The sequence below is a fragment of the Rhodopirellula sp. J20-39 genome (assembly GCF_057365095.1).
The window spans coordinates 7,345,177-7,370,592 of record NZ_CP195123.1; the positions used below are offsets into that span (position 1 = coordinate 7,345,177).

12 protein-coding genes are annotated in these 25,416 nt (G+C 54.0%); 8 read left to right on the plus strand and 4 right to left on the minus strand.

The window, feature by feature from the left end; all coding sequences use genetic code 11:
* Positions 1 to 263: 263 nt before the first annotated feature.
* Positions 264 to 1,562, minus strand: a complete 1,299-nt coding sequence (locus tag ACR3ZL_RS26620; RefSeq protein ID WP_486173098.1) for a dockerin type I domain-containing protein — start codon at positions 1,560 to 1,562, stop codon at positions 264 to 266.
* Between the two features lie 572 nt (positions 1,563 to 2,134).
* On the opposite strand from ACR3ZL_RS26620, the gene ACR3ZL_RS26625 reads away from it, so the two are divergent.
* The 5 genes from ACR3ZL_RS26625 (at position 2,135) to ACR3ZL_RS26645 (ending at position 15,905) form a co-directional block, all read left to right on the plus strand.
* Positions 2,135 to 10,714 carry a Calx-beta domain-containing protein gene (locus ACR3ZL_RS26625; RefSeq protein WP_486173099.1) on the plus strand — a complete coding sequence of 2,860 codons (8,580 nt, stop codon included), beginning with the start codon at positions 2,135 to 2,137 and terminating at the stop codon, positions 10,712 to 10,714.
* Positions 10,715 to 11,415: 701 nt separating this feature from the next.
* Positions 11,416 to 11,997, plus strand: coding sequence for a transposase (locus tag ACR3ZL_RS26630; protein WP_473650062.1), 582 nt, complete (start codon positions 11,416 to 11,418; stop codon positions 11,995 to 11,997).
* A gap of 272 nt (positions 11,998 to 12,269) precedes the next feature.
* Positions 12,270 to 13,640, plus strand: a complete 1,371-nt coding sequence (locus ACR3ZL_RS26635) for a hypothetical protein (protein WP_473650061.1) — start codon at positions 12,270 to 12,272, stop codon at positions 13,638 to 13,640.
* A gap of 193 nt (positions 13,641 to 13,833) precedes the next feature.
* Complete coding sequence (locus tag ACR3ZL_RS26640; protein WP_486173100.1) at positions 13,834 to 14,862, plus strand: hypothetical protein; 1,029 nt, start codon at positions 13,834 to 13,836, stop codon at positions 14,860 to 14,862.
* Between the two features lie 47 nt (positions 14,863 to 14,909).
* The gene (locus ACR3ZL_RS26645; protein ID WP_473650059.1) at positions 14,910 to 15,905 is read left to right on the plus strand and encodes a hypothetical protein; all 996 of its coding nucleotides are present in this window, start codon (positions 14,910 to 14,912) and stop codon (positions 15,903 to 15,905) included.
* 304 nt (positions 15,906 to 16,209) lie between these two features.
* Here the strand turns inward: ACR3ZL_RS26645 and ACR3ZL_RS26650 are convergent, their stop codons facing one another.
* Positions 16,210 to 16,776 carry an REP-associated tyrosine transposase gene (locus ACR3ZL_RS26650; RefSeq protein WP_473650058.1) on the minus strand — a complete coding sequence of 189 codons (567 nt, stop codon included), beginning with the start codon at positions 16,774 to 16,776 and terminating at the stop codon, positions 16,210 to 16,212.
* 518 nt (positions 16,777 to 17,294) lie between these two features.
* Complete coding sequence (locus ACR3ZL_RS26655) at positions 17,295 to 17,831, minus strand: 6-pyruvoyl trahydropterin synthase family protein (protein ID WP_473650057.1); 537 nt, start codon at positions 17,829 to 17,831, stop codon at positions 17,295 to 17,297.
* A gap of 441 nt (positions 17,832 to 18,272) precedes the next feature.
* Here ACR3ZL_RS26655 and ACR3ZL_RS26660 point away from each other — a divergent pair, with 441 nt between their 5' ends.
* Together ACR3ZL_RS26660 and ACR3ZL_RS26665 are read left to right on the plus strand one after the other, a co-directional pair.
* A complete protein-coding gene (locus ACR3ZL_RS26660) occupies positions 18,273 to 20,159 on the plus strand; it encodes a GntP family permease (RefSeq protein ID WP_473650056.1) in 1,887 nt (628 codons plus the stop codon).
* Positions 20,160 to 20,224: 65 nt separating this feature from the next.
* On the plus strand, positions 20,225 to 22,552 hold the full coding sequence (locus ACR3ZL_RS26665; RefSeq protein ID WP_486173101.1) for a ribonuclease R family protein: 2,328 nt from the start codon (positions 20,225 to 20,227) through the stop codon (positions 22,550 to 22,552).
* Positions 22,553 to 22,615: 63 nt separating this feature from the next.
* On the opposite strand, the gene ACR3ZL_RS26670 is transcribed toward ACR3ZL_RS26665, so the two are convergent.
* Entirely contained in the window at positions 22,616 to 23,533 is a 918-nt protein-coding gene (locus ACR3ZL_RS26670) for a hypothetical protein (protein WP_473650055.1), read from the minus strand.
* A 308-nt stretch (positions 23,534 to 23,841) separates the two neighbouring features.
* On the opposite strand from ACR3ZL_RS26670, the gene ACR3ZL_RS26675 reads away from it, so the two are divergent.
* Entirely contained in the window at positions 23,842 to 25,305 is a 1,464-nt protein-coding gene (locus ACR3ZL_RS26675; protein WP_486173102.1) for a sulfatase family protein, read from the plus strand.
* Positions 25,306 to 25,416 lie beyond the last annotated feature (111 nt).

Genomic DNA, 25,416 nt, shown 5'->3' on the forward strand with positions numbered 1-25,416 from the left:
GATCTGCGTACGGTGTGCCTTGCCGCATTTCTGTTTGCGCACGGGAGCGAGCAGTACTAACGCTAGAGCAATTATGTTTTCCGCTACCATCAGCCTCAAACGGAAGCCACTGTCCATTGCTCATTTCGGACATGCGAATTTGCTTTCCACAATTATCGCACGATTTGATATAGTTCTCTGCCATTGATTAGAACTCAATCCCAAATTTCAGTGTCCATCCTTCTGAACTTTGCAAACACATTACTCCAACAATCTCAGGCTCCTCATTGCCTCTTCCGTCGGTAGTGTGGCGTCCGCGCCCCGGAATCGCCAGCAGGCTCGCCGGCTCGACTGGGCTCATGCAGGAGCAAACTCGCGGCGATGCTGGCTTGAAACGGTCCTTTGGTGCCAATCTTTCGAATGGATGGTTCGATCGTGTTGAGTTCTGAGAGCCCAACGGCAGCGAGTTCAGAATTCAGCACATGAGGCATGAGTTCGACCCGTGTTGCTAGGCTACTAGCTGCGATTGGCAGCGGTTCTCTGCTGCCTGACTCCGATTCATTCAAGAAGTTGATGACCTGGAGTGCGTCAAGAGCAGTGAGTAGCAAATCTCCACTCACATCGACAAATGGTTTTGCCGGCGACGATGCAAAACCTAGTTCAGGGGATTCAAGTGCATTCAATTGGTTAATGCATAAAAGCGCGTCGAATGCCGTGACTGCATCGTCGCCACTTACATCAAATCGATCAGATGGATTGGTGAAAGGAGTCGCATTGACAGCGTAAAACACAAATGGAGCCAACTGCTCGCTAGGTGTAATCGCGGTGCCTGCGAGATAGAGCTCAGTCATCCCATCGGTAGCCACATCAGTGACGGTTAATATTTTGCTAAAACCAAAGTCGCTTAGCACCACGCCTTGATCCGCTAAAAACTGTCCAAAGTCAATCAATTGCCCGGTCGGCCCAAGTTCCGTCGCGGAATTCTTAATCAGATTCGCCTGTAGATCGCCTTGAAAATGAATGTCAGCCCCCTCATCGGTACCCGCAACGGTGACCCCTCGTGATGACGCGATGTCCACACCACTGACGACTCCAATCGCGTTGACCTGGGTTGCGGTTTGCTTGTTCCAGTAGCCAAGTGTTGACACATCATTGTGGAGGTACAGGACGGTGAAGAGCACTTCGTCATTTCCGTCAACGCTTAGACTGTCAGCTGCTATTTCGCCGACAAACGCTTCCGATGGCTCCCAGTTACTTGGAGCGAATAATGCCTGGACTGGCCCAACTTGGCGAGACTGAATAACGACATCAACCCAAGCCGGTGCTCCCTGATCGTTCATGCCGTAAACGGTTGCCACCCCGTCCACTTGCACTACGCCGTTGGCAACCGACAACGGGAGTTGGATCGCTTCATCGGCAATCAATAGTTCGGGTTGCGTTCCGTTCCGAACGGCCAAAGTGTCATCGTCAGACGGTTCGCTCAATTGCGGCGCCCCCTGGGGCCCGGCTTGATTGCTGATGGGATAAGAAAAACTCTTGATTTCTCCGGTGTTTGAACTCCCTTCGATCTTGAGCGTTCCCATCGACTTGTTCGTGGCGAAGTCTGCTTTTATTGACTCAACCGATGACAGAGTTTGATCAAGGGTTACAAAGCCATGAACTCCCGCTAGAGGCAATCGGTCGTTCAACCGTTGGAATTGAAGTCTGCGCAATAGCCTATCTCTATACATCGATTCAAGCTTTTTAGTTTTTCTGAGCGACGAACTTTAAGGTGCAATAACCGAAAGGTTTGGCCGGCTTGAATATAACCGTTCCGCAATTCGTAGTGTACGGCTAACGCACAAAGTTAAGTTAACCAAATGGACTGATCACCGATAAACCAATCCAAGAAAAGTGGCAATTTTGAATGCGAGAATATTGCATCCCAAATTCAAACCTCGTAGGTTAATACGCCAACCCCCTGGCGGGGCATTTGCCAGTGTGGATATCCGACGTTTCGATCGACATTGCTGCATGCGTTTCGCGTGCAGCAAGCTGACTAACAAGAGTGAGATTAAGCATGCGGTTCTTACGGGCACGAAAACCACAGCAGCGTCAGGGCCAACGCAGGCGAGTCAATCGAAAAAGATTACTTGAATCGCTTGAAGCACGCTGCATGCTTGCGGCTGAACCGGTGGGTGGCTCGTTTGCTGAATTCATCGGGACGCTTGATCCAGCAGGGAACGACGGCAACAAATCACTGGATGTCGTCGTTACGAGTAGCGAATTAAACATCAGCCGAGAATCGGCTTTGCTTGGATTCGTTGTCCAGAGTGGCGGCAATTCATCATGGCAGCCTGAACCAGCTGTGTTTCACCGTGCAGACGGTGGAATTGTAGAGCCGGTCTTCAGTCGCAATGACCAGGTTGGATCTAGCGTGGTCCTGTTGGACTTGCCTGATGGTCAGTATCAAATTGATGTTTCAGGCGTTGGAATCAGCACTGAAGCACAATTTTCTCTTTCCTCCTTTTTGGTCGGCGATGTCGACGGCGACGCAGACACGGACAGGGATGATTTAGAAATACTGCAAGCAGCTTATGGAGGTGTTGCTACCGATGCGCTTCGCGCCGGGGATGCAAACGGAGACGGTCGCATTACCATGTTCGACCTGAATATGGCGAGACGAAATGAAAGGCGGAGTGTGTCACATACCGCCGCTGGTTTTGTTCCCGTTGTCGAGGATGGTGCTGATGGCGACGACGTCGTCAACGCCGTGGTTCCCCCCGGCGATGTCGACACCACGTACGCTTCACGATTCGTCGAGTCAGAAGATGGGACTTGGCACCGTGTCGTCCCCGAAGAAAACACTCTTCCTTCGCTTTCAATTGAAGATATCACCATCCGTGAGGGCGAGCGGGCAGGCGAAGACCGCACATGGGCAACGTTAACCGTTTCACTCACCGAACCGACTGACGAACCAGTCCAAGTCACCTATCGGACACTCGATCGAACAGCGGTAGGAGGTCGAGATTTTGCGGCCGTGCAAGATGGCCAACTCGTCATTCCTGCGGGACATCGCTCTTCTACGATTCGCGTGTTCATCAACGAAGATTTTATTGACGAAGCAACCGAACTATTTGATGTGGTGCTCGATTCAGCCGTCACTGGCGACGAAATAATTGAGATCACGAAGGCGCACGGGACGGTCACGCTCCAGGACCAGGACTCGATACCCACGGTGGAAATCGTTGGATCGCTAGATCTACCCAATCGAAACGCAACGAATTTCACAATTGAACTAGTGCAGCGCAGCGAAAAAACGGTCAGCGTCGACTTCTATGGAATATTAAATTTCAACGACGGGCGGGCGGGGACGACGCAACATTTTGAGACCGTCGTGTTCTTGCCAGAGGAAACCCGTAAAGTCGTCCAGGTTTCATGGCCATCCGGTTTGCCGCTGGAAGCAGGCCAAAGCATTTCCGGCAGGCTCAACCGCGCCATTAATGCAACGCTAGATGGGATTCAGGCAGAAGGCTATGTAAACGAAGACGATTCAAGCCCACAGATTTCCGTCCCAGACATCATGGTCGATCCGCGTTCAGAAACTGCTACGCTTGTGTTTGAATTGATCGGCGAAACGGATCAACCGTTGACCGTGAGTTACCACACACTGAACGGCACAGCCAAGGCAGGCGAAGATTACCTTCCGCTCGCAGGAGACATCACTTTCTTGCCTGGGCAGCAGTTTGCCGAAGTTGAAATCCCCATCGTGGAAGATGCATGGGACCTCAATGACGAGACTTTCGACGTTCGCGTGGTGAGTTCGACTAATGAAGATTGGCTCATTGCCCAGCCAACAGTGACGATCTTGAGCAATGACAGCACAGTCACGCATGAAGATCAGTTGCTTTCGGAGTTTGTCGGAATTCTGAATGATTCAGGCGAGGTCGATAAATTTGATATTACGATCTCACGAAAAGACGAACGGCAAGACCTTGAGTCTCAACTCGCGTTTCACTTGATCGATCGTCAGGGTGACGGTCGATTGGATCCCGATTTGGTAAAGCTTGTCAGCCAAACCGGACGCATCGTTAATGTTCAATACCTGACTGGCAATTGGCGAGGTTCGACAAGCAGCCTATTCGTTGCCGATGTACTGCCGGGCGACTATCAACTGCTCATTTCAGCCGATACGGATGTTCGGCGGCAATACGAGCTAAACGTCTATCAACTTGATGACGACAGTGAAATCCAAAGCGATGTGCTGATTCCGGCTGCCGGCGAGCCAATCGCCGGGGTTGTCTACGGGCCGCAATCCGATGCACCAGACGCCAATTCGGCTTCAAGCTTCAGGTCTTCATCGGGTAACTCAGGAAAACAAGCCATCGTGGCCCCGGAGTCGGGATACGATGACAACCTACCAATGCGATTCTTCGAGAGTAGTTCTAGCTCGATGATCCAAGACGGCGGCGGAAGCGGCGGATTGGTCTGGGAAGGCGGCTTTCGTTACGACTTCGTTTGGAATGTCCGCGAGGCTGGCTACACCAACAAGCTTTACATTCGCCGCCTTGATACCCCAGGCGATGCGAGCAGCTCAGCGATTTCGGACAGCATACTTATTTTCAACGGAACGGAGGTTTCAAATCATTCAACCAACGCCGGTTACACCGAGTCGGTGAACGTACCGCACAGTTGGCCTTACTTCTCGGTGTATTTGGTCAGCCCCGACGGAACGTGGTACCCCTATAGCAGCCTGAACTCAGATAACTATGCCCATTTCAACGGCCTGAGTGTCGAGGACCTGGTGACCAGCAAGCACGTAGGCAAGGAGCCGGATCACGATGACATGGTGTTCGACGTGAACCTGGTTCCCCCACCGACAATTTCGATCGGCGATGTCACGGTAAACGAGGGACACGGCACCGCATCCTTCCCGGTGACGCTATCGCACGCCTACGACGGCCCGGTTTCGGCCTCTTATAGCCTTACAGACGGGACTGCCGAAGCAAGTAGCGATTACAGCGGCATTGGCGGGAGTGTCAGCTTCAGCCCGAGCCAAACAACAGCCACCATAACGGTCCCCATCACAAACGACCAAATCGCCGAGTACGAAGAAGAATTTTACGTCACACTTTCGTACCCGCAGGGGGCCTATATCGGTGACGGCAGCGGCACGGGAACGATTGTCGATAATGACCCGCCACCGAGCGTGAACATTTCAATTGGCCCGGCGGAAACGTTGGAGCAGAATGGAGCAACACTGCAGTTTCCAGTGACGTTGTCGCAACCAACCACTGTCCCGGTTAGTGTCCAGTACACCACCATGGATGGATCGGCATTGGCCCCGGGTGATTACGAGTCTGCGTCCGGCACACTGACCATCGAGCCGGGGAGTACAACCGGAACAATTACGATCAACGTGGTCAACGATTACGATCCGGAAGAAACCGAAACGATGACGGTGGCACTGTCCCAGCCCACCTTCGGCTCCTTTGCGGTGGATTCCGCGACCGGGACCATTCTCGATAATGACATCCAAAGCGATGCTGCCCAGTACTGTTCATGCACATGCACCTGCGGTGGCGGGCAGACCAGTGCCAACAGCCAAACCGGTGGCCTGGAAGTCAAAATCAACAGCAAGGTTGCCGCAAGCGGCGGATTAACACTCAACCATAAGACAAACGCCACAGAACGACCGGTGGTCGCCGTCGACGTCGATTTCGACGACACGACACTGACACGCGACGGAATCCAAGCCCAACTCACGCTCGGCGGAGTCACCGGTCCGGCGGTTCATTATTCGACCGCCCAGGTAGTGGCGGGCGAGTATTACCGCTTCGCGTTGCAGGCCGATGCGCCCTCTTTGTCGAGCGGACGCCATGATTGGCAAATGACGATCGTCGAGAGTTTCGTCGACGGTCAAGGCCAGCCTTCAACTCGTTCCCGGACCTATGAAGGCTTCCAAAATATCAACGATCGGCAAGACACAGAGTTCGGAAATGACTGGGCGATGAACGGACTTGACCGACTTGATATCCAAGCGGAAGGCGTCTTATTGAATCAAGGGGACGGGAATTCGCACTTCTTTGCCGACAACGGCGATGGGACGTTCCAGTCTCCCACTGGAGCGATGGCTACAACAACCTTAAGCAGCGTCTCGGGCGGTTACTCGTTGACCGATCGCCTGGGAAACACGGCCAAGTTCAACTCAATCGGCGTGATGACTCGCCGCAACGATGTGCTGGGTAATGAAACGCTTTACAGCTACACGGACGCTGATGGCGATGGGCAAATTGACGAGCTTTCACAGATCGTCGATCCGGTCGGACGCATCGCCGTGCTTGCCTACGTCGGAGGTCGCATCGCCTCGATTACTGACGATAGCGGTCGAAAAACTGATTTTCAGTTTGATGTCTCCGGGCGACTGACTCGCGTGACCGGTACTGATCCTGATGGAGCTGGTCCGCTGGGACGGCCTGAACGTACTTTCGGATACGACTCCCAAACCGGTCTTCTAGTATCGCAATCCGATCCCAATGGGGAGACGAGCTCCTACACCTACAACTCGATGAGAATGCTGCAGAGCATTACTCGCGTCGATGGCCAGACAGAAAACGTCAGCGCAGCACAAGATTATGGCTTGGTCGATCTTGCCGGCGGTGTCGGCACGTCTTCCAACCCCGCTTCACTGTTGCTTGCTGGAGAGTCCGGTGGCTCCCACACCGATGCGTTGGGCAATGAAAACGCGTTCCAACTGGATCGTTTCGGAAATCCGCTTGTGGTTACCGACGCCGACGGAAACACAACCACCTTTGAACGCAATGCCGATGGGTTGGTGACGAAGCGAACCGACCCAGACCCCGATGGCGCCGGCCCGTTGACCGCCCCCGTGACATCGATGAGCTACGACGCGAACAACAACCTCACGTCGGTAACCTACCCCGATGGGTCAGTTGAATCGTGGACCTATCACACCACGTTCGACGTGCCCACCAGCCACACCGACCCCCTGGGCAACCTCACCCAGTTTACGGTTGACCCGGCTACTGGGCTGGTTTCTCAGGCCGTGGCCGATGTCGGCGGGATCAATGCCACCGTTCAGTACACCTACACTCCTGCTCCCGTTGTCAGTACCGATCCGCCGGCCGGACTGCTTTCAACTGTTACCGACCCGCTCGGTCGGGTCACTCGCATTGTCTACAACCAACGCGGGTTACCGATCGAAACCATTTTTGCCGAAGGCACATCCGACGAAGCCTCTATTGAACGGGAATACGATTCCCGCGATAACCTCATCGCCCAAATCAATGAACTTGGCCGACGCACTGAATATGTCTACGACGGACTGGATCGCTTGATTGAAATCTCGCGACCCGATCCCGATGGGGCTGGTCCCGAGGCAGCGCCCGTGGAATTGTTTGCGTATGACAGCAACGGATTCATGATCAGTCATACCGATCCTCTCGGTCGGGTGACCACCTATCAGAACGATGAATTCGGCCGCGCGATTCAGGTCTCGCGTCCCGATCATGATGGGGACGGTCAACTTACAATCGATTCACAAAGCTTCGATGCCGCTGGCAACCTCGTCTCACGCACCGATTCGCTCGGTCGTACGACCACGATGACTTATGATGTCCTAAACCGGTTGTCAACGATCACTTCAGCCGACCCCGATGGGGCCGGCCCATTGGCGGCTCCAGTATGGTCGTTTGGCTACGATTCCCTCGGTCGCCAAACATCAATCACCAACCCACTGGGTGGCGTCACTGCAACAGCGATAGATCATCTTGCCCGAACAACCACTCAAACGTTACCGGATCCCGATGGAAGCGGTTCGCTCTCGTCGCCTGTCTACCAAACGACCCTGGATGCGAACGGCAATGTGGTTTCCCAAACCGACTCCCTGGGCCGGCAAACTCAATTCACTTACGACGGACTGAACCGATTGGTCTCCGTTACCGGGCCGGACCCCGATGGCGGCGGGCCGCTACCCGCGCCGGTGACCAGTTACGCCTACGATCTGGTCGGTAACCAAATCAGCCAAACCGATCCGCTGGGCAACGTCACCACGATGGCCTACGACGCTCGCAACCGGCTCGTGTCCATCACCGGACCCGATCCCGATGGTGCCGGCGGCCCGCTGTCCGCGCCGGTCGAAACATTCCTCTACGATGATGCTGGCCAGCGGATTGCCTCAACCGATGCGATTGGCCGGACCACCGATTTTGCCTACGACAATCTGGGCCGGTTGGTGACCATGACGGGACCGGCCCCCGATGCCCTGAGCACACGACCGGTGAGTTCGTGGAGCTACGATTCAATGGGCAACCTGTTGTCGCAAACCGACCCGCTTAGCCATACGGTCTCGTTTACCTACGACGCTCACAACAACCGCGTCTCGCAGACTGATCCGCTCAGCGGCACGATCAGTTGGACCTTCGATGATGCCGGCAATCGTTTGACTCTGACCGATCCCGAAGGAAACACCACCACGTGGACGTACGATGACCTGGATCGTGTGATTCGCGATACCAATGAACTTGGCCACTGGCGTGACTTCGAATACGACGCCAACGGCAACTTGGTCGGCCGCACGGATCGCAATGGTCGAGTGATTGAGTATTCCTATGACGCCCTGGATCGGATGATCCAGGAAAGCTGGTACGCTGGAGGGGCACTACAGGAATCTCGTGATTTTGATTACGACGCCGCAAACCGTTTACTCGGTGTCGATAGTGATGAAGCGAGCTACGATTTCGTCTATGATGATCTGGATCGACGGACGCAAACCGTTCGAAACTACCTCACCCAAACCGCGATGCCGATCGTGACCACGGATAGCCAATACGATCTTGCCGGGCGTCGAACCCAGCTTTCCGCTACGTTGGATTCGACCGACGATTTCGTCACGGACTTTGCTTATGATGCGCTGCACCGCATGACTTCGATCCAACAACACGGTGTCAGTGGCGGCAATGCGGTCGATAGCAAACGTGTTGACTTCACTTACAACGCCATCGATCAATTCGCGAAAGTCGAGCGTTACGAGGACCTGACCGGTACGGACCTGGTCGTGCAAAGCGACTACGTTTATGACGACTCTGGACGCTTAACCGGCTTGACGCACGGTGGGACTGGCAGCACCGGCGTTTTGGCCGACTACGGCTGGACGTTTGATCTGGCCGGCCGGTTGACCCATTCCACCTCGCTTTCCGATGGCGATGTCACGTACAGCTACGACGATACTGACCAGCTGACCTCGGCGACGTATTCAACCACGTCCGGCCAAACCACGCCGCCCTCGGATGAGTCATACAGTTACGACTCGAACGGGAACCGGGACGACGTCTCGACGACGATCGGCGACAACAACCGTTTGCTCTCCGATGGCACGTACAACTATCAGTATGATGCCGAAGGCAACCGCACGCTCAAGACTCTTATCGCCACCGGCGAGACGACCGAGTACACGTGGGACTTTCATAACAACCTGGTCTCGGTTGTCGAGAAAGATTCATTGGGTGTGACAACTCAAACGGTGCAGTACGGCTACGACGCCTTGGACCAAAAGATTTGGAAGGAAGTAACCAGTGGCGGCGTCACTGATACGGAGTTCTATGTTTATGACGGGCTCCGCGGTGAACGGGGCAATGCGGGGGACCAATTGATCCTTCGCTTGGATGAAACCGGTGCCTTGACGAACCGTTATCTGCACGGCCCCGCTGTGGATCAAATTCTGGCTGACGAGCAAATCACGCCGGGTACGGGGCAGCGAACGACGTTGTGGGCGTTGACGGACCATCAAAACACGGTCGTGGATCTTGCCGAGTATGACGCCACCACGGGTGTCGCCACGGTCGCGAAGCACTTGACGTACACATCGACCGGCGAGATCGCGAGCGACTCGGCCCCCGCGGTTGACCACCTGTTCGGCTACACGGGTCGCGAGTGGGACGCCGATATTGATCTCCAACACAACCGCGCTCGCTGGTACGATCCGGCCACGGGAACGTGGCTCAGCCAAGACCCGATCGGCTTTGCCGCAGGGGATGCGAACCTGTATCGAATGGTTGGAAACCAACCGACGACGAAGACCGATCCGAGTGGATTGGAACCGCCGCAATACGGTCCGACCGGGCTTCCTTTCGGAACGTCTACGGATGCTGGTCCGATTCCGATTGACGGGGGAGGTTTGCCAATAACCGGTGGTGCGATTCGTATTGGGAAACCGAAGAAGCAAGCAGCTGAGACAAAGGCGCCATCGCTTACGATCAATTTTGATTATGGACGCGGTTTCTTTGATCCTGTTAATCCATTCAGTGAAGCGTTTGGACCGCTTTGGGGAGGCTCTTATCAATGTTTGGTCAATGACAAGGTGTTGTCGATTGATGCCAGAATGTCCTCGAAACAATGGCAATATGTCACTGAGATTCTCCGTGACCACTATCCTGACGATATAGGTGAGGTGCAAATCGTAGGTCATGGAAGCACCAGTTCTGGCGGTCCGTTTAATTCGACGAACATACAGAACGGTGCTTTAAGGGAATTTCTTGACGAACTGGCTCGAAAGAAACCGTCCAATGTCTACTTTCGCACCTGCTATACAGGTGCTGATTCGCAATTTCTGCAAGACATTGCGAACATCTTGGGAGCTCCCGTCTATGCTGGTGACGGTTTATACGCGATCTGGAATTGGGGAGACTGGTGGGTAGCGGAGCCTGGTGGTGAAGGGCCGACGAAGGTCAACGATTAGTCTTGAACCCTTACTTGTCACCAGCCGAAAGTCACGAGCCATCAAGCAAGCCTGCGAAAATACGATCCACGTCACCGGCGATAGCATTAGTACTGAGTGTTTTGGCGTTTAATTCTGGCCTTATCACCGCAGAGTTGCTTGACTCTGCCTACAGCGGGAGATCAATGTTCTCTATGCCGATGCGACTGGGGATGAACTTGTTTTTCGCCGTATTGCTAACTGTTGTTTACATCCCGATCTGCGTGTTTCTGTACCGAGGTTTACGATTTCAATTAGCGATATCGAGCGGTGCCTACGCGTTTATTCTTGTACTCGTATTTCGAAACGCTCTTTTCTTTCAGAGATATTTTCAGTTATCGAATGGGGTGACTGGAATCGCCTGCTTTGCTGCTCCACTAAGTATATCTGTTCTCCTACTGTTCATGGGAAGAAGCCATCAAATAAATCAGCGAATTCCGGAGGAGAAGAGTAAGGCTTCCGGTACCGATTAGTCTATAAACCATTCACTGCACCGAGGGATGGTAGGTGCCACCCATGAATGGCACAGTCATTCCTTTAACTACTTCGTTTCAAACGAGTTATCTCCGATAGCCAGTCGTGCCCGTAGTTGCTCACGTGGTTGCATCATCAGGTTGGGGGAGAAAAAGGTGTCGGACACCGAATTGGTTGATTAGGCAATCTTGTCTTGTTAAGCTCCTTTGATGGGACGACCAAAACGAGCAGATGCAGCGGGACATTGCTATCACATGTTGAACCGCGCAAACCTCCGCGCACCTATTTTCCACAAGGATCAGGACTACGATGCCTTTGAGTCGATCCTTTGCGAAGCGGTAGGGAAGTTTGACGTACAATTGTTCTCTTTTTGCATCATGGGGAATCACTGGCACTTGGTTGTCAGTCCTAACGTCGATGGTGAGATGGGCCGATTTGCGCAGTGGCTGATCCTGACGCACACCCAGCGATATCACGCTCACTATCATTCCGCCGGGGAGGGGCATTTGTACCAGGGGCGTTTCAAATCGTTTCCTGTCCAAAGTGATGAGCATTTCCTAACGGTTTGTCGTTATGTTGAACGAAATGCTTTCACCGCGAATCTGTGCGAAAGTCCGGAATTTTGGCGATGGTGCAGTTTGTATCACTGGAATATTAAGTCACCGCTGCACGCCAACTATCTATCGGGCTGGCCGATACGTCGGTCTCCAAATTGGATCGACCGGGGGGGCAAAAGGTGTCGGACACCGAATTGGTTGATTAGGCAATCTTGTCTTGTTAAGCTCCTTTGATGGGAACGCTTCGTGGGGGTCAGGCTGGGTTTTCGGTTTTCAAGGCTGGATTGCACTCAATTTCTTGGATCGCTTTGCGGTATGACCTTGACTGCTTCTCTCGTGTTTTGGCCCGACGAGCACGGTTCGATGCCTTGTCGGGATGAGACAGCCCGAATCGTTTCGATCGTCTGGAAAGTGGCTCGTTAGTTCAGCGACGACATAGCAGCGCTGCGATCTCACGCCTCGCGCTGGGCCGGCAAACTCAATTCACTTACGACGGACTGAACCGATTGGTCTCCGTTACCGGGCCGGACCCCGATGGCGGCGGGCCACTACCCGCGCCGGTGACCAGTTACGCCTACGATCTGGTCGGTAACCAAATCAGCCAAACCGATCCGCTGGGCAACGTCACCACGATGGCCTACGACGCTCGCAACCGACTCGTGTCCATCACCGGACCCGATCCCGATGGTGCCGGCGGCCCGCTGTCCGCGCCGGTCGAAACATTCCTCTACGATGATGCTGGCCAGCGGATTGCCTCAACCGATGCGATTGGCCGGACCACCGATTTTGCCTACGACAATCTGGGCCGATTGGTGACCATGACCGGGCCGGCACCCGATGCCCTGAGCTCACGACCGGTGAGTTCGTGGAGCTACGATTCAATGGGCAACCTGTTGTCGCAAACCGACCCGCTTAGCCATACGGTCTCGTTTACCTACGACGCTCACAACAACCGCGTCTCGCAGACTGATCCGCTCAGCGGCACGATCAGTTGGACCTTCGATGATGCCGGCAATCGTTTGACTCTGACCGATCCCGAAGGAAACACCACCACGTGGACGTACGATGACCTGGATCGTGTGATTCGCGATACCAATGAACTTGGCCACTGGCGTGACTTCGAATACGACGCCAACGGCAACTTGGTCGGCCGCACGGATCGCAATGGTCGAGTGATTGAGTATTCCTATGACGCCCTGGATCGGATGATCCAGGAAAGCTGGTACGCTGGAGGGGCACTACAGGAATCTCGTGATTTTGATTACGACGCCGCAAACCGTTTACTCGGTGTCGATAGTGATGAAGCGAGCTACGATTTCGTCTATGATGATCTGGATCGACGGACGCAAACCGTTCGAAACTACCTCACCCAAACAGCGATGCCGATCGTGACCACGGATAGCCAATACGATCTTGCCGGGCGTCGAACCCAGCTTTCCGCTACGTTGGATTCGACCGACGATTTCGTCACGGACTTTGCTTATGATGCGCTGCACCGCATGACTTCGATCCAACAACACGGTGTCAGTGGCGGCAATGCGGTCGATAGCAAACGTGTTGACTTCACTTACAACGCCATCGATCAATTCGCGAAAGTCGAGCGTTACGAGGACCTGACCGGTACGGACCTGGTCGTGCAAAGCGACTACGTTTATGACGACTCTGGACGCTTAACCGGCTTGACGCACGGTGGGACTGGCAGCACCGGCGTTTTGGCCGACTACGGCTGGACGTTTGATCTGGCCGGCCGGTTGACCCATTCCACCTCGCTTTCCGATTCCCCCAAAACGGTGTCCGACACCTTTTCTTCTCCGGCGCGGCGTTCCGTTTGGTCAGGAAACATGGGTGGAATCCATTGCACGCAAGTTCGAACTTGAATCAACGATGCGTCCGCGCGGCCGCCCAAAGAAACTCAAACGATGAACGGATCTGCCCATTCCCCCAAAACGGTGTCCGACACCTTTTCTTCTCTGATTCGTAGGGCAGGAGATATCTGGGGGACTCCGCCGCCTGGAGAGTGCAGAAGTCGCACTCAGAATGGCGTATTTTATACCGCGAAAAAGCATCCCAGTGTCAATTCAATATTACTTTGCCTTCCTAATTCTGTTGCCTGCTCCACTAACCTCCTGCGTATTTGCTCAGCAAATGCCACGGGATCTCAGCTTCGATATCCTTGTCGTTAGTCAACAATCGGTGTTTCCCCATGGTGGCCCGGTACCGTTTGTTTTCGATTATACCAATAACGTTAAATCAGCAGAAAACACTAAGCTAGAACGATATGGCTCACTCGTGATGGGGCGTTTTGGGGTTCCTAAATATCTCAGGATAGAGCTTATTTATCCTGATGGTAACCGTCGCGAATCACGTCAAAGTAAGAGGTTGTCTTTTATTACAACCGGAGACAGCTTCCCCCCCCAGAGCGATGGTTTTCTTATGCCGGTCGGATCACGAATCCGAATGTCGATTGATCTAAGGGTGTATTTCGATGACCTGGTTCCTGGAAAATATGTCATCGAACTGACGGATCCAACAAACAGGGGCTTCATATTTGCAAAACACGAATTTGCAATTGCAGAACTCGACACCCTAAGAACATTCAAAGTGAAGGGATTTGTAGTGCCTGGTGGATTCGACGGCGAAGTACTTTCTGGGGTTAGTACGCTCAACCTTACTCTTGCGCATGCCCAAGCGAAAAACACAAAGACAGCTGACAACTTCATTGTGGTAAATGACATAGAGTTCTACGATGAGAAGGAAGACGGATATTACTATTTCCGAGTGCCTGAAGACTCACGGATTGCCAATTACCAGCTTGATAGACAGCGAAGCTTATGGCTTCACTTGAAAAGAAACGGGCAATCGGCATTGGTTATCGTGGATTTACTCCGTGGATCAATTCGCAATCCTATTCCATGGACAGATCAAGAAGTAGTTTTCGGGTGGACACGCATGCAGAAATCGGTTCCCGGTTTCATGGTGATTGCCGGGACTAAGGAAAAGCCTTTGTTGACAACACGCACCGAAAGCACTCCTATGTCCCACCTGGACATCGATCTCACGCATGATGTACCGGAGCCAGGAAGAGGAGCAGTAGAATGATTGCGTTGCCATCATCTAGCAGGACTGCTAGGAACCCCAGTCATAGCATGTCAAGTTGCATTTACATCGCGATCTTTGCTATAGCTATGCCGGTGTCGATTGGATTCTCAGAAGATCCTCGTTCACGCCTAAGTTACGGCATCGAAATAGTAAATCAACACTCCGTTTTTCCGTTGGGTGGTGCTGTGCCGCTACGAATTCGGTACACTAGCCATGCCGCTCCCGACCCGAAAGGGCTGCTTGATCCCGATGGCCGACTTCGGATGGACCGTGTTGGGGCACCGGATGCCGTCCATTTGTTGTTGCGTGACCCAAATGGAGAAGTGAATGATCTGCAATGGACTGGAAGGTACTTCCATTTGAACACGGTCAATCTCACTAAGATCGCGTCGGCTGATCTCTTTCGTTTGCCGAAAAGCGTTCCGATCGAAATGACATTCAACCTAAGTGACTACTGCACACTGGATGAAGTGGGCGAGTACTCGCTCTCTATTATCAACCGGTATTCGCCTAGAGTTCCAGTGGCAGAATACAAGTTTCAAGTTGCCGCTATGGAAACAATCCGTCGTTTTATCGTCGATGAGTTTGCCACCTTTCCAGGCAGTCACGATGTGTTTTACGGTGTGGGTAGAACCGAATGTGTGTTGTTAGGTGCAAGAGCAAAACACAACGACGCCTCTCACGACTTTGTAATCGTCCAGGATTTGAAATTTGAGGGCATGAAGGAGAATGGGTGTTATTACTTTCGAGTGCCGCAGGAAACAGAAATCACTGGGCACCAACTGGACGTTCAAAGGAACCTATGGATTCGTGTTCGATCCCGTGAAAAATCTGCGTTGGTCATCGTGGATCTACTTCGCAAAACAATACGTAACCCAGTCCCCTGGACGGATCAGGAAATTGTGTTCGGAAAGACACGATATCGCAGCACATCAAGAGGCTACATGGTCATCGCTGGAATCAATGGAATGCCCCTGTTGACCACGAGAACCGAAAACTCTCCCTTGCGCCAATGGGAAATTGATCTGTTTCAGCCCCAGTGAAGTAGGGCCGGTTCCCACCGGCCGCGACGAATGACTTGCGGCCGGTAGGAACCGGCCCTACGGGAGAAGTCACACCACTTGGCCGGCTGAGCTTGACGTTCATCACCGATTCAGTCCAAGCGGGCGATGCCGCATTTGAGGCGACGGGAGCGAAGCCTCCCAGTACGCTGCGTCTAGTCGGTAGGGCCGGTTCCTACCGGCCAGAATGTGATTGCAACGACGCCACTGGAGGTTGCAATCAGCAGGTTGCGCGTCGAACGAATTGTTTGCACGCTTAAGTGAAAGTGGCCGGTGGGAACCGGCCCTACTCTCCCACTGTCTTTTCTATAGGGCCAAAGTCCAGTTTGGGGTTTCGATCTCCGCATGCCCAATCCCTTGAGTAGACACCCCGGTTCACCCAGCGGTGAAAACTTGACCAACGCCAGTCGACCGGACACCGCACATGCCCATGCTTCACGGGGTTGAAGTGGATGTAATCAAAATGGCTTTCAAAGTCCTCGACCTCTTCGATCGTGTGCTCCCAATATTTGGGCTGCCAGACTCCACGCCGTCCATCTTTCTTTCGCCCTTCGCTGACTTCGCATTCGGAGCCACCAGCATCAAGCCACTGCTGAGTAAATTGCGTCTTGATCCATTGCCAACGTCCAGAATAGTTGGCGTCGCCAGGCGGCATGCACCATATCGCATGTAGATGATCAGGCAGCAAAACGATTGCGCGGCAATCGAAAGGATGTGTTGCGATGCATTCACGCATCACATTTCCAAGGATCGAGCGTGCGACCTCCGATTGAAAGATGGGTCGACGCCCATCGGTCACAACGGTAAAGAAGAACGTTCCGCCAGGAACTATCGCACGTCTCCAGTTTGGCATCACCGAATTGTACCACGTAGGGCCAGTTCCTACCGGCCAGAATGTGGTTGTAACGACACCACTGGAGCTAGTGGTCAACGGGTTACGCGTCGAGTGAATTGTTTGCACGCTCAACCGAGAGTGGCCGGTGGGAACCGGCCCTACTTCACTATCGCACGTCTCCAGTTTGGCATCACCGAATTGTACCACGTAGGGCCGGTTCCTACCGGCCAGAATGTGATTGTAACGACACCACTGGAGCTAGTGGCCAGCGGGTTACGCGTCGAGTGAATTGTTTGCACGCTCAACCGGGAGTGGCCGGTGGGAACCGGCCCTACTTCACTCCAGTTTGGCATCACCGAATTGTACCACGTAGGGCCGGTTCCTACCGGCCAGAATGTGGTTGTAACGACACCACTGGAGCTAGTGGTCAACGGGTTACGCGTCGAGTGAATTGTTTGCACGCTCAACCGGGAGTGGCCGGTAGGAACCGGCCCTACTTCACTACAACTCAGCCCGCTTCCATCGAAATGGGTGCTTTACCAAGGCATTCGGCACACGCCCCACTGCCCGCAATTCTCGTCGACGCCGACTTCGATCATCGACAGTGACTCACCGAACTGCTCTCGCGTGCGGCTGCGGACATTCTCCGCAATCACGCGAGCAATCTCTTCCGCCGTCGTGTTGGTGACTGGCATGATGACCGCGTCCTCATTCGGGAAAACCCAGCGGCGTTCGCGAAAGCGGACTGTTGTTTCCGTTTCGTCCTGCGTGACGAGAATTTCCTTGTGGTCACGAGGCAAGATCACGTGATGATCCAGAGCCTGCGTCTCCTTCAAAACCGCATCTCGCAACGCAATGAAATCGACAACGTATTGATTCTCGTCCAGTGGACCTTCGACACTGATTTTGACCCCGTAATTGTGCCCGTGGATCCGCTCGCAAATGTCACCAGCAAAAGTGATGAAGTGGGCGGCTGAAAAGACAAATTGTTCTTTAGCCACCTCGACGCGAAACGTGGGTACGGGACGGTCTGACGATGCCGGACGGGACGAGGATGTACTGGATTGAGACATTGGCGAAAGACAAAAAAGCAATGGACGGAAACTGCTGACGTTCCGGCGGTCGTTACCGACACAACACCGCAACCCAAGTCATCGCACTACCCGCGACAAGAACCATTGGGCTGCATGATTTGGGAACGCATTTCGTGACTTTCACACCCAAGCAAAGTTTGGTTTACCAAATGCGTGTCAATCAGCGGTCAATGGCGAGGACTTTTCCGAACAGTTGCAGCGTAAATGAAAGAGAGACAGTCAGCGTTAACAGCTTAAAAGCCTAACAAGTCTTCGACCACGCTACGATTGCGTCACTTTTCGCTACGGATGACTCGAAACGACACAGCGTCATCTGCTTGTACTAAACTGCAGCGTCCGCAAGGTCACTTGGCCCGGGGTAGTTTAAGCCAATGCGGCAAACCAGCCCGATCCTTCCCCACATCTAACGCTATTTCACCGATGCCAATCCCCCAGCCGTTTCGACGTTGTTTTCTACTCGTATTGGTGCTCGTAGCAATCTGCTGCGGCGGCTCCGTATTCGCACAAGACGTGGCATCGAGTAGTGCCGCGGACAGCCTTGCAACGACCGTTGACTCCACACCGATCGTCTTTGTGATCATTGGGATCGTCAGTGTGCTGGGCCTGATCATTGGGCTAAAGCTGAACGCATTCCTGGCTCTGATCATTTCTGCACTGATCGTCAGCCTGCTCGTTGGCTATGACACTGGGGCCGATTCAGGAAGCCGAATGAATGCGGTGGTATCGGCGTTCGGAAGCTCGGCAGCGGGCGTCGGAATCGTGATCGCGATGGCCGCTATTATCGGCAAGTGCATGCTCGACAGTGGATCCGCCGACCGGATCGTTCGAACCGCCGTTAATGCTACCGGCGAAAAGAAGGCCTCGCTGGGACTGATGATCAGTGGCTTCATTCTGGCCATCCCTGTTTTCTTTGACACCGTGTTCTACTTGCTGGTCCCGCTCGCCCGCAGCTTGCATCGCCGGACCAACAAAAACTACCTGCGATACTTGATGGCAATCGCTACCGGTGGAGCGATCACGCACACGCTCGTTCCGCCGACACCGGGTCCTTTGTTGGTGTCAGCGATCCTGGGTGTCGACATTGGCATGATGATGTTGGTTGGAGCCGCCGTCGCGATCCCGTCAGCGATCTTGGGATTGTGTTTTTCCATCATCGCAGACAAAAAGATGCCGGTTCCCATGCGTCCGCTAGGTGCCAACGAAGACAAACACAAGCCACTCGAAGAATCCGAACTGCCGAGTCTATGGTCTTCCCTTTTACCGGTTGTCTTGCCTGTGGTCTTGATCGGTGCCGGAACCTTGGCCACCACTTTTGCCGATGGGGAAGACCGAGCAGCCTTGCTAACATCGGACATCGAAAACTTCGATATGCTTGCCGACAAATTCGCCAACGCGACTCGCAAGTCACCCGCCGGACAAATCCTTCAAAGCACCGTACTGACGGATGCCGACCGTGATCGACTGAAGACATCACCGGAAAACGATCAAGAAAAACAACAGATCGTCGGCATCATCAACGAGGCACTGCTCGCGAAGGATTTCTATGATTCATCCGCTTTCGCCAATGTGCAAACACCGGAAGTCACGACGGAACTGATGAAAGCGGATCAGATCCGGATGAAGCCAGTCGATCGTCGCCGTATGAATCGAGCTCTACTGGATGCGGCTTACCCCGAGTTGATCGCTCCACACCGTTGGGAAAGCCCAATGCGAAAGACGGCCCAGTCACTGGGTCTGTGGTCCAATCCAAACTTCGCATTGCTACTGGCCGCCCTTTCGGCAATGTTAACTTTCAAAATTGTCCGCTCGCTGACCTGGCGTGAACTGGGCGTCGACGTGGAAGAATCATTGATGAGCGGCGGAGTCATCATCCTGATTACCGCAGCGGGCGGTGCCTTCGGAGCGATGTTAAGTCAGACCGGGATTAGCCAAACCATCCAGGACTATTTTGCGGGCCAACAAGCCGCTGGGGTGGCCATCCTGATCCTCGCATGGGCAATTTCGGCTGTTTTGAAGGTTGCCCAAGGCAGCAGCACCGTCGCCATGATCGTTGGGGCAGGAATGATCGCGGCAATCCTGGGCGATACTCAACCGCCATTTCACATGGTTTACGTCGCCACCGCGGTCGGCAGCGGGTCGCTAATGGGAAGTTGGATGAACGACAGCGGTTTTTGGGTATTCACCAAGATGGGTGGTCTGACCGAAGGGGAAGCCTTGCGGTCGTGGACGCCCTTGCTAGCGACGCTTTCACTTGGTGGCTTGATCACCACAATCATCATGTCATCGATTTTGCCCATGGCGATGTAAGTTGGCTCGATCCGTTTCGCAAATGCCTGCTACTTTCCACCGCCGGGGTGGATTATCCTTGAGCCATGCAAGTATCTCAAGAATTGACCGATCGTTTGCTTCGATGGGTCCACGCAGCGGAATACCGCCCGAGCAAGCCAAAGCAAATCGCGACCCACTTAAAACTCGATTTAGACGAGTATCGCGAACTTCGCCGCGTCATTAAACAACTCGTTTTAGAAGGCCGGCTGGTTTATGGCGGCAACCACCTTGTCGTTGCCGCAGCCGCAGTGGGCGGTGCCAGCGACAGCATTCGTGGCAAGTTTCGTCGCGCGATGGGTGGCGGCTTCGGCTTTGTACGCCCATCCAGTGGTGGTACAGGCGTCACCGATGACGTGCCCGAAGACGTCTTCGTCCCTCCCGGTTCGACCGGCGGGGCAATGGAAGGTGATCTGGTCGAGGTCCAAATCAGCCCGGGACGACGGGGCGGCGTCGAAGGTGTCGTTGTCGCCGTCATCCAGCGAGAACGTCGTCAGTACACCGGCACCTTCCGCAGTAAAGCGATTGCTCCCGAAACCGGACCTTACCAAGACAATCGCTCTTCCGATTCCGCTGCTGAACTGCCCGAAGGTCCCGTCGTCTATCTCGACGGTGTCCACTTCGACACGCCCGTTAGTGTCGGTGACGTGCGCGGTCTGCCCTTGGTCGACGACGACAAGGTGTTCGTCGAAATCGTCGACTTCCCCGACGACAGCGGCCACGGTGGCGAGGCCGTCATCTTGGAACGACTCGGCAGCAGCAAGAATCCGGCCATCGACACGTTGTCGATCATGCGACAATACGGATTGCCGGATGAGTTCCCGCAAGCCGTTTTGGATGAAGCCCGCGTCCGCGCCGATGAGTTCGACGAAGACGTCCTGCCCGAAGGTCGCAAGGACCTCACCGATCTGTTAACGATCACGATCGATCCCTTTGATGCCCGCGACTTTGACGATGCCATTTCGTTGCAGCGAGAGAACGGTCGCTGGCGGTTGTGGGTGCATATTGCTGACGTCAGCCACTTCGTGCATGTCGGTGGAGCGATTGATGTGGAGGCCCGACTTCGCGCGACCAGCGTGTATCTGCCCGATCGCGTCATCCCGATGATTCCCGAGATCATCTCAAACCACTTGGCATCGCTGCAGCCTGAACGACGGCGATTGGTCAAGACGGTTGAGATCGAAATGCTTGACGACCTGACGATCACGCACACCGAAGTCCACAATGCAGTGATCCGCAGCGACAAACGTTTTAACTACGAGCAAATCGACCAATACCTATCAGCTCGCGAGTCGTTCGTCGATGACTGGGGGCAGCCCGTTTGTGAGCTGCTCGACCACATGCATGAACTGGCAATGAAGATGCGCAAGCAGCGTTTCAAAGCCGGCTCGCTGTCGATGGACATGCCTGATATCAAGCTTGAACTGGATCGATCAGGAAAGGTCCGGGGGGCACATCTTGTCGAACACACCGAAAGCCACCAGCTCATCGAAGAGTTCATGTTGGCGGGCAACCAAGCGGTTGCCTTCTGGCTCGACAAGCTGGAACTGAACTTCCTGCACCGAATTCACGCCCCGCCGGAGCGTCGCAAGCTACGCATGCTTACCGCGTTCGTCAAAGACCTTGGTCTCGGAATCGACAATGTCGAAAGCCGCTTTGAAATCCAAGCAGTGCTGGACAAGGTTGCAGGAACGCCGCTGGAAAACGCAGTCAACTTCGCCGTGCTGAAAAGCATGAACAAAGCGGTCTATGGACCGCATCGTGAAGGACACTATGCATTGGACATGGAGCACTATTGCCACTTCACCAGTCCGATTCGTCGCTACCCTGACTTGTCCGTACACCGGCTTGTGCAAAAGCTGTTGGAGGAAAAATCGACGCCTGACGATTCATTCGCCGAACTGGTCAAGCTCGGCCACGAATGCAGCGACGCCGAACGCAACGCCGCACAAGCCGAACGGGAACTGATTGAACTCAAGCTGCTCCACTTCTTAAAAAAGAAGATAGGGGAGAAACTGGAAGCCGTCATCAGCCGTGTGTTTGCCGACGGCATTCACGCTCGTTGCACCAAGCTACCGGTCGATGGCTTTGTTCCAGTCACAACATTGCCCGATGACAAGTATCGGTTCGAACGCAGCGGTCAAATGCTGATCGGGTTCAAGCAAGGCAACCGGTTCCGTTTGGGTGACCAACTGACCGTTCGGGTCGACAAAGTGGATCTTCAAGATCGGCAGCTCTACCTATCGGTCGTCAAGAACCACACAGCGTCACGACCGGGTGAACCCAGCCGAACGGAAACGAATAGCCGTAAACCGAATTACAAAACGAAACGCAAAAACGATCGACGTGAAAAGAAGAAGAAACGTCGTCGCTAAGTAGTTTGCTTACGGCTACATACGATCGACAACCTCAATGGTTGTGCAAACATGCTAAACGCGTTACCGAAACAAGGGCGCGTCTTCGATCAATTGCGTGTCCGCGATTAACGCATTGTCTTGCGAAACCCAGTCAAATCCGGTGCGATCGATCGCGTTGGTCAAATGGACCATGGACCGATTTTCAGTCGACGCAACTTGTGCTGTGACATACCCATGCGAGCTTGTACTCGATGGCAGATCCCGATTCAAAATTCGCCCGTTGATGTGACCGGCGATCACCGCACCGTAGTAGATGGGAACCGCATAGTCGGGGACGAAGTCTCCTATTGCTCCCCCAACGTAGGTGCCGTACGCGGGATACAAAATCCGATTCGCTTCCGCCAACCCGGCGTTGTCACCATGAGCGTGTAAGTAGGCCATTACTTCCTGGCTAGCAAGTGTCTCGTGCCACAACGGCACCACTAAATACGCGAGTCCATAAGTACCCTGCCACTCTCGACGGGTGAAGTCTTTTGCGTGTCCTAGCTCATGCAGGGCGATCGCAGGCACATCGCTGTAAAGGTGCACCGTTTGTGTGAACGGGTTGTAATGATCGCCGCCAAAGATACGTCCAGGGAAGATGGCTTCGCCCGCGACCGACAACACGCCTAAGGTGTAGCGATAGGGCCAAGCCACCGTTTTGTTCTTGGGAAGCCGCTTCCAATCCTGCCAAGGCGCGTACTGGTTGGCTCGCACTTTCACGTGCGGCAAGTTGTTTTCTTGAACATACTCGGCAACCGTCAGCAGCGTTGGCTCCGATATTTTGTGGCGTGAAACTCGTCGATCCCACAAAAGAATTTTGTCAGGAATTCCCCACACCCAACCCACCGCGTCGATGATTGGTTGCGGTTGCCCAATTTCGATTGGCTTGCGGTTTGCCGCCACCAACTCCGGCGCGATGTGGTAACCCGCCTCCGGTATCGGTACAGGCTTCAACACCTGACATCCCCCGATCCCACACAGCAACACAATCAAGCAACTGGCAGCACAGCAGACGAATACTCGCGGCAAGAACATATCGACAACACTGAACAAGCACACTGAACATACCGCCCACGCAAATAGGGACCTCGTACAATGCGATGTATTGTTTCAATAGCCTATTAGGCAAGACCACTCGCCTAGTGTTTCACACCCTTCGGTAAAGCACGAATGGATGATGAGGCGAGTACAATGACGACCAGTGTCCGCCGCTCTGCGTTTCCATGAAGCGGTGCCACATTCCCCATTGCCCCTTAGGAACGACTGTGCCAAACCATTTTAGCCGAGTGATCGTGATTTGCATTTCGTTGGCAATGCCAAGAATTCTGCATGCATCCGAGCCGCGCCCCAATATTCTTTTCTGCATTGCTGATGACTGGGGAGTTCACGCTGGTGCCTACGGCGACAAGGTTGTCAAAACTCCGACGTTCGATCGTTTGGCTAAGGAAGGCATCCTGTTTGAACACGCCTATGTCTCCGCACCTTCTTGCACTCCGTCGCGTGCCGCAATCCTAACGGGCCAATGGCACTGGCGACTCGATTCAGGAGCCAACCTTTACGGACCGCTCGCCAAAAGCATTCCCGTTTATCCCGATCTGCTGGAAGAGAATGGTTACTTCGTCGGTTACACCCGCAAGGGCTGGGCACCGGGAAAAAACGGCGACCGACCGAGAAACCCTGCCGGCGACAAGTTCAAAGACTTCAAGACATTCTTGAAGCAGCGTCCCACCGACAAACCCTTTTGTTTTTGGTTCGGATCGACTGATCCACACCGCGGCTACAAAGAAGGCTCCGGCGCCGAAAGCGGCATACCGCTAGACGAGATCGAATTATCCCCCAACTTCCCGGACTCGCCAGAAGTGCGAAGCGATGTGGCGGACTACTATTTTGAGGTCCAACGCTTCGACCGCGAATCCGGTCACCACATCGACCAAATCCGAAAACTCGGTGAACTGGACAACACCATCGTGGTCATGACCAGCGACCACGGCATGCCGTTCCCGCGTGCCAAGAGCAACATCTATGACGAAGGGGCTCGGGTCCCGCTAGCAATCCACTGGCCCGGACATTTCGAGGGCGGACACCGGGTGCAAGACTTTGTTAGCAGCACCGATTTAGCACCCACGTTTTTGGAAATCGCGAACGTTGTCATTCCAGGCGTGATGACCGGCCGGAGTTTGGCTCCGTTGCTGTCGGCTCATCGCAGCGGATGGATCGACCCGAGTCGTAAGCACGTTCTGTTTGGCAAGGAACGACACGTCCCCAGCCAAGCGGGAACCGACAATGGTGGCTATCCCTGCCGGGCGATTCGCAACGAAGACTTTTTGTTGATTCACAACTTCGAACCCGATCGCTGGCCCGCCGGTACTCGTGATTACAAGAACGCCCACATCAAAAACGCGTGGTTATCCGACACCGATAACGGCCCGACGAAATCCTACATGTTCGACAACGAAAAGAAGGATGCTGAACACCAAAGACTCTACGATCTTTCCTTTGGAAAGCGCCCCAAATTCGAACTCTATGATGTCGCAAAGGATCCGGCTCAACAAAACAACCTCGCCGCCAATCCTGAATATGCCGAGGTTCTCAAGAGACTCTCGAACCAACTGACAAGTGAACTCGAGGCAACTGGCGACCCACGCGTCATCGGCGGCGGAGAGAAATTCGACGAGTTCCCATATACCGGCGGTGCACCGAAGTTCCCAACCAAAGAACCTGCCCATTAACGGCTCACTTGTTGGCGATTTGCCGCTCTATGTGACGACTGCCAACCAGGTCTTGCGAGACTCTGCAAGTTCTTGCAGACCTAGCTAATTGCAGGGATACAATCTCAAGAA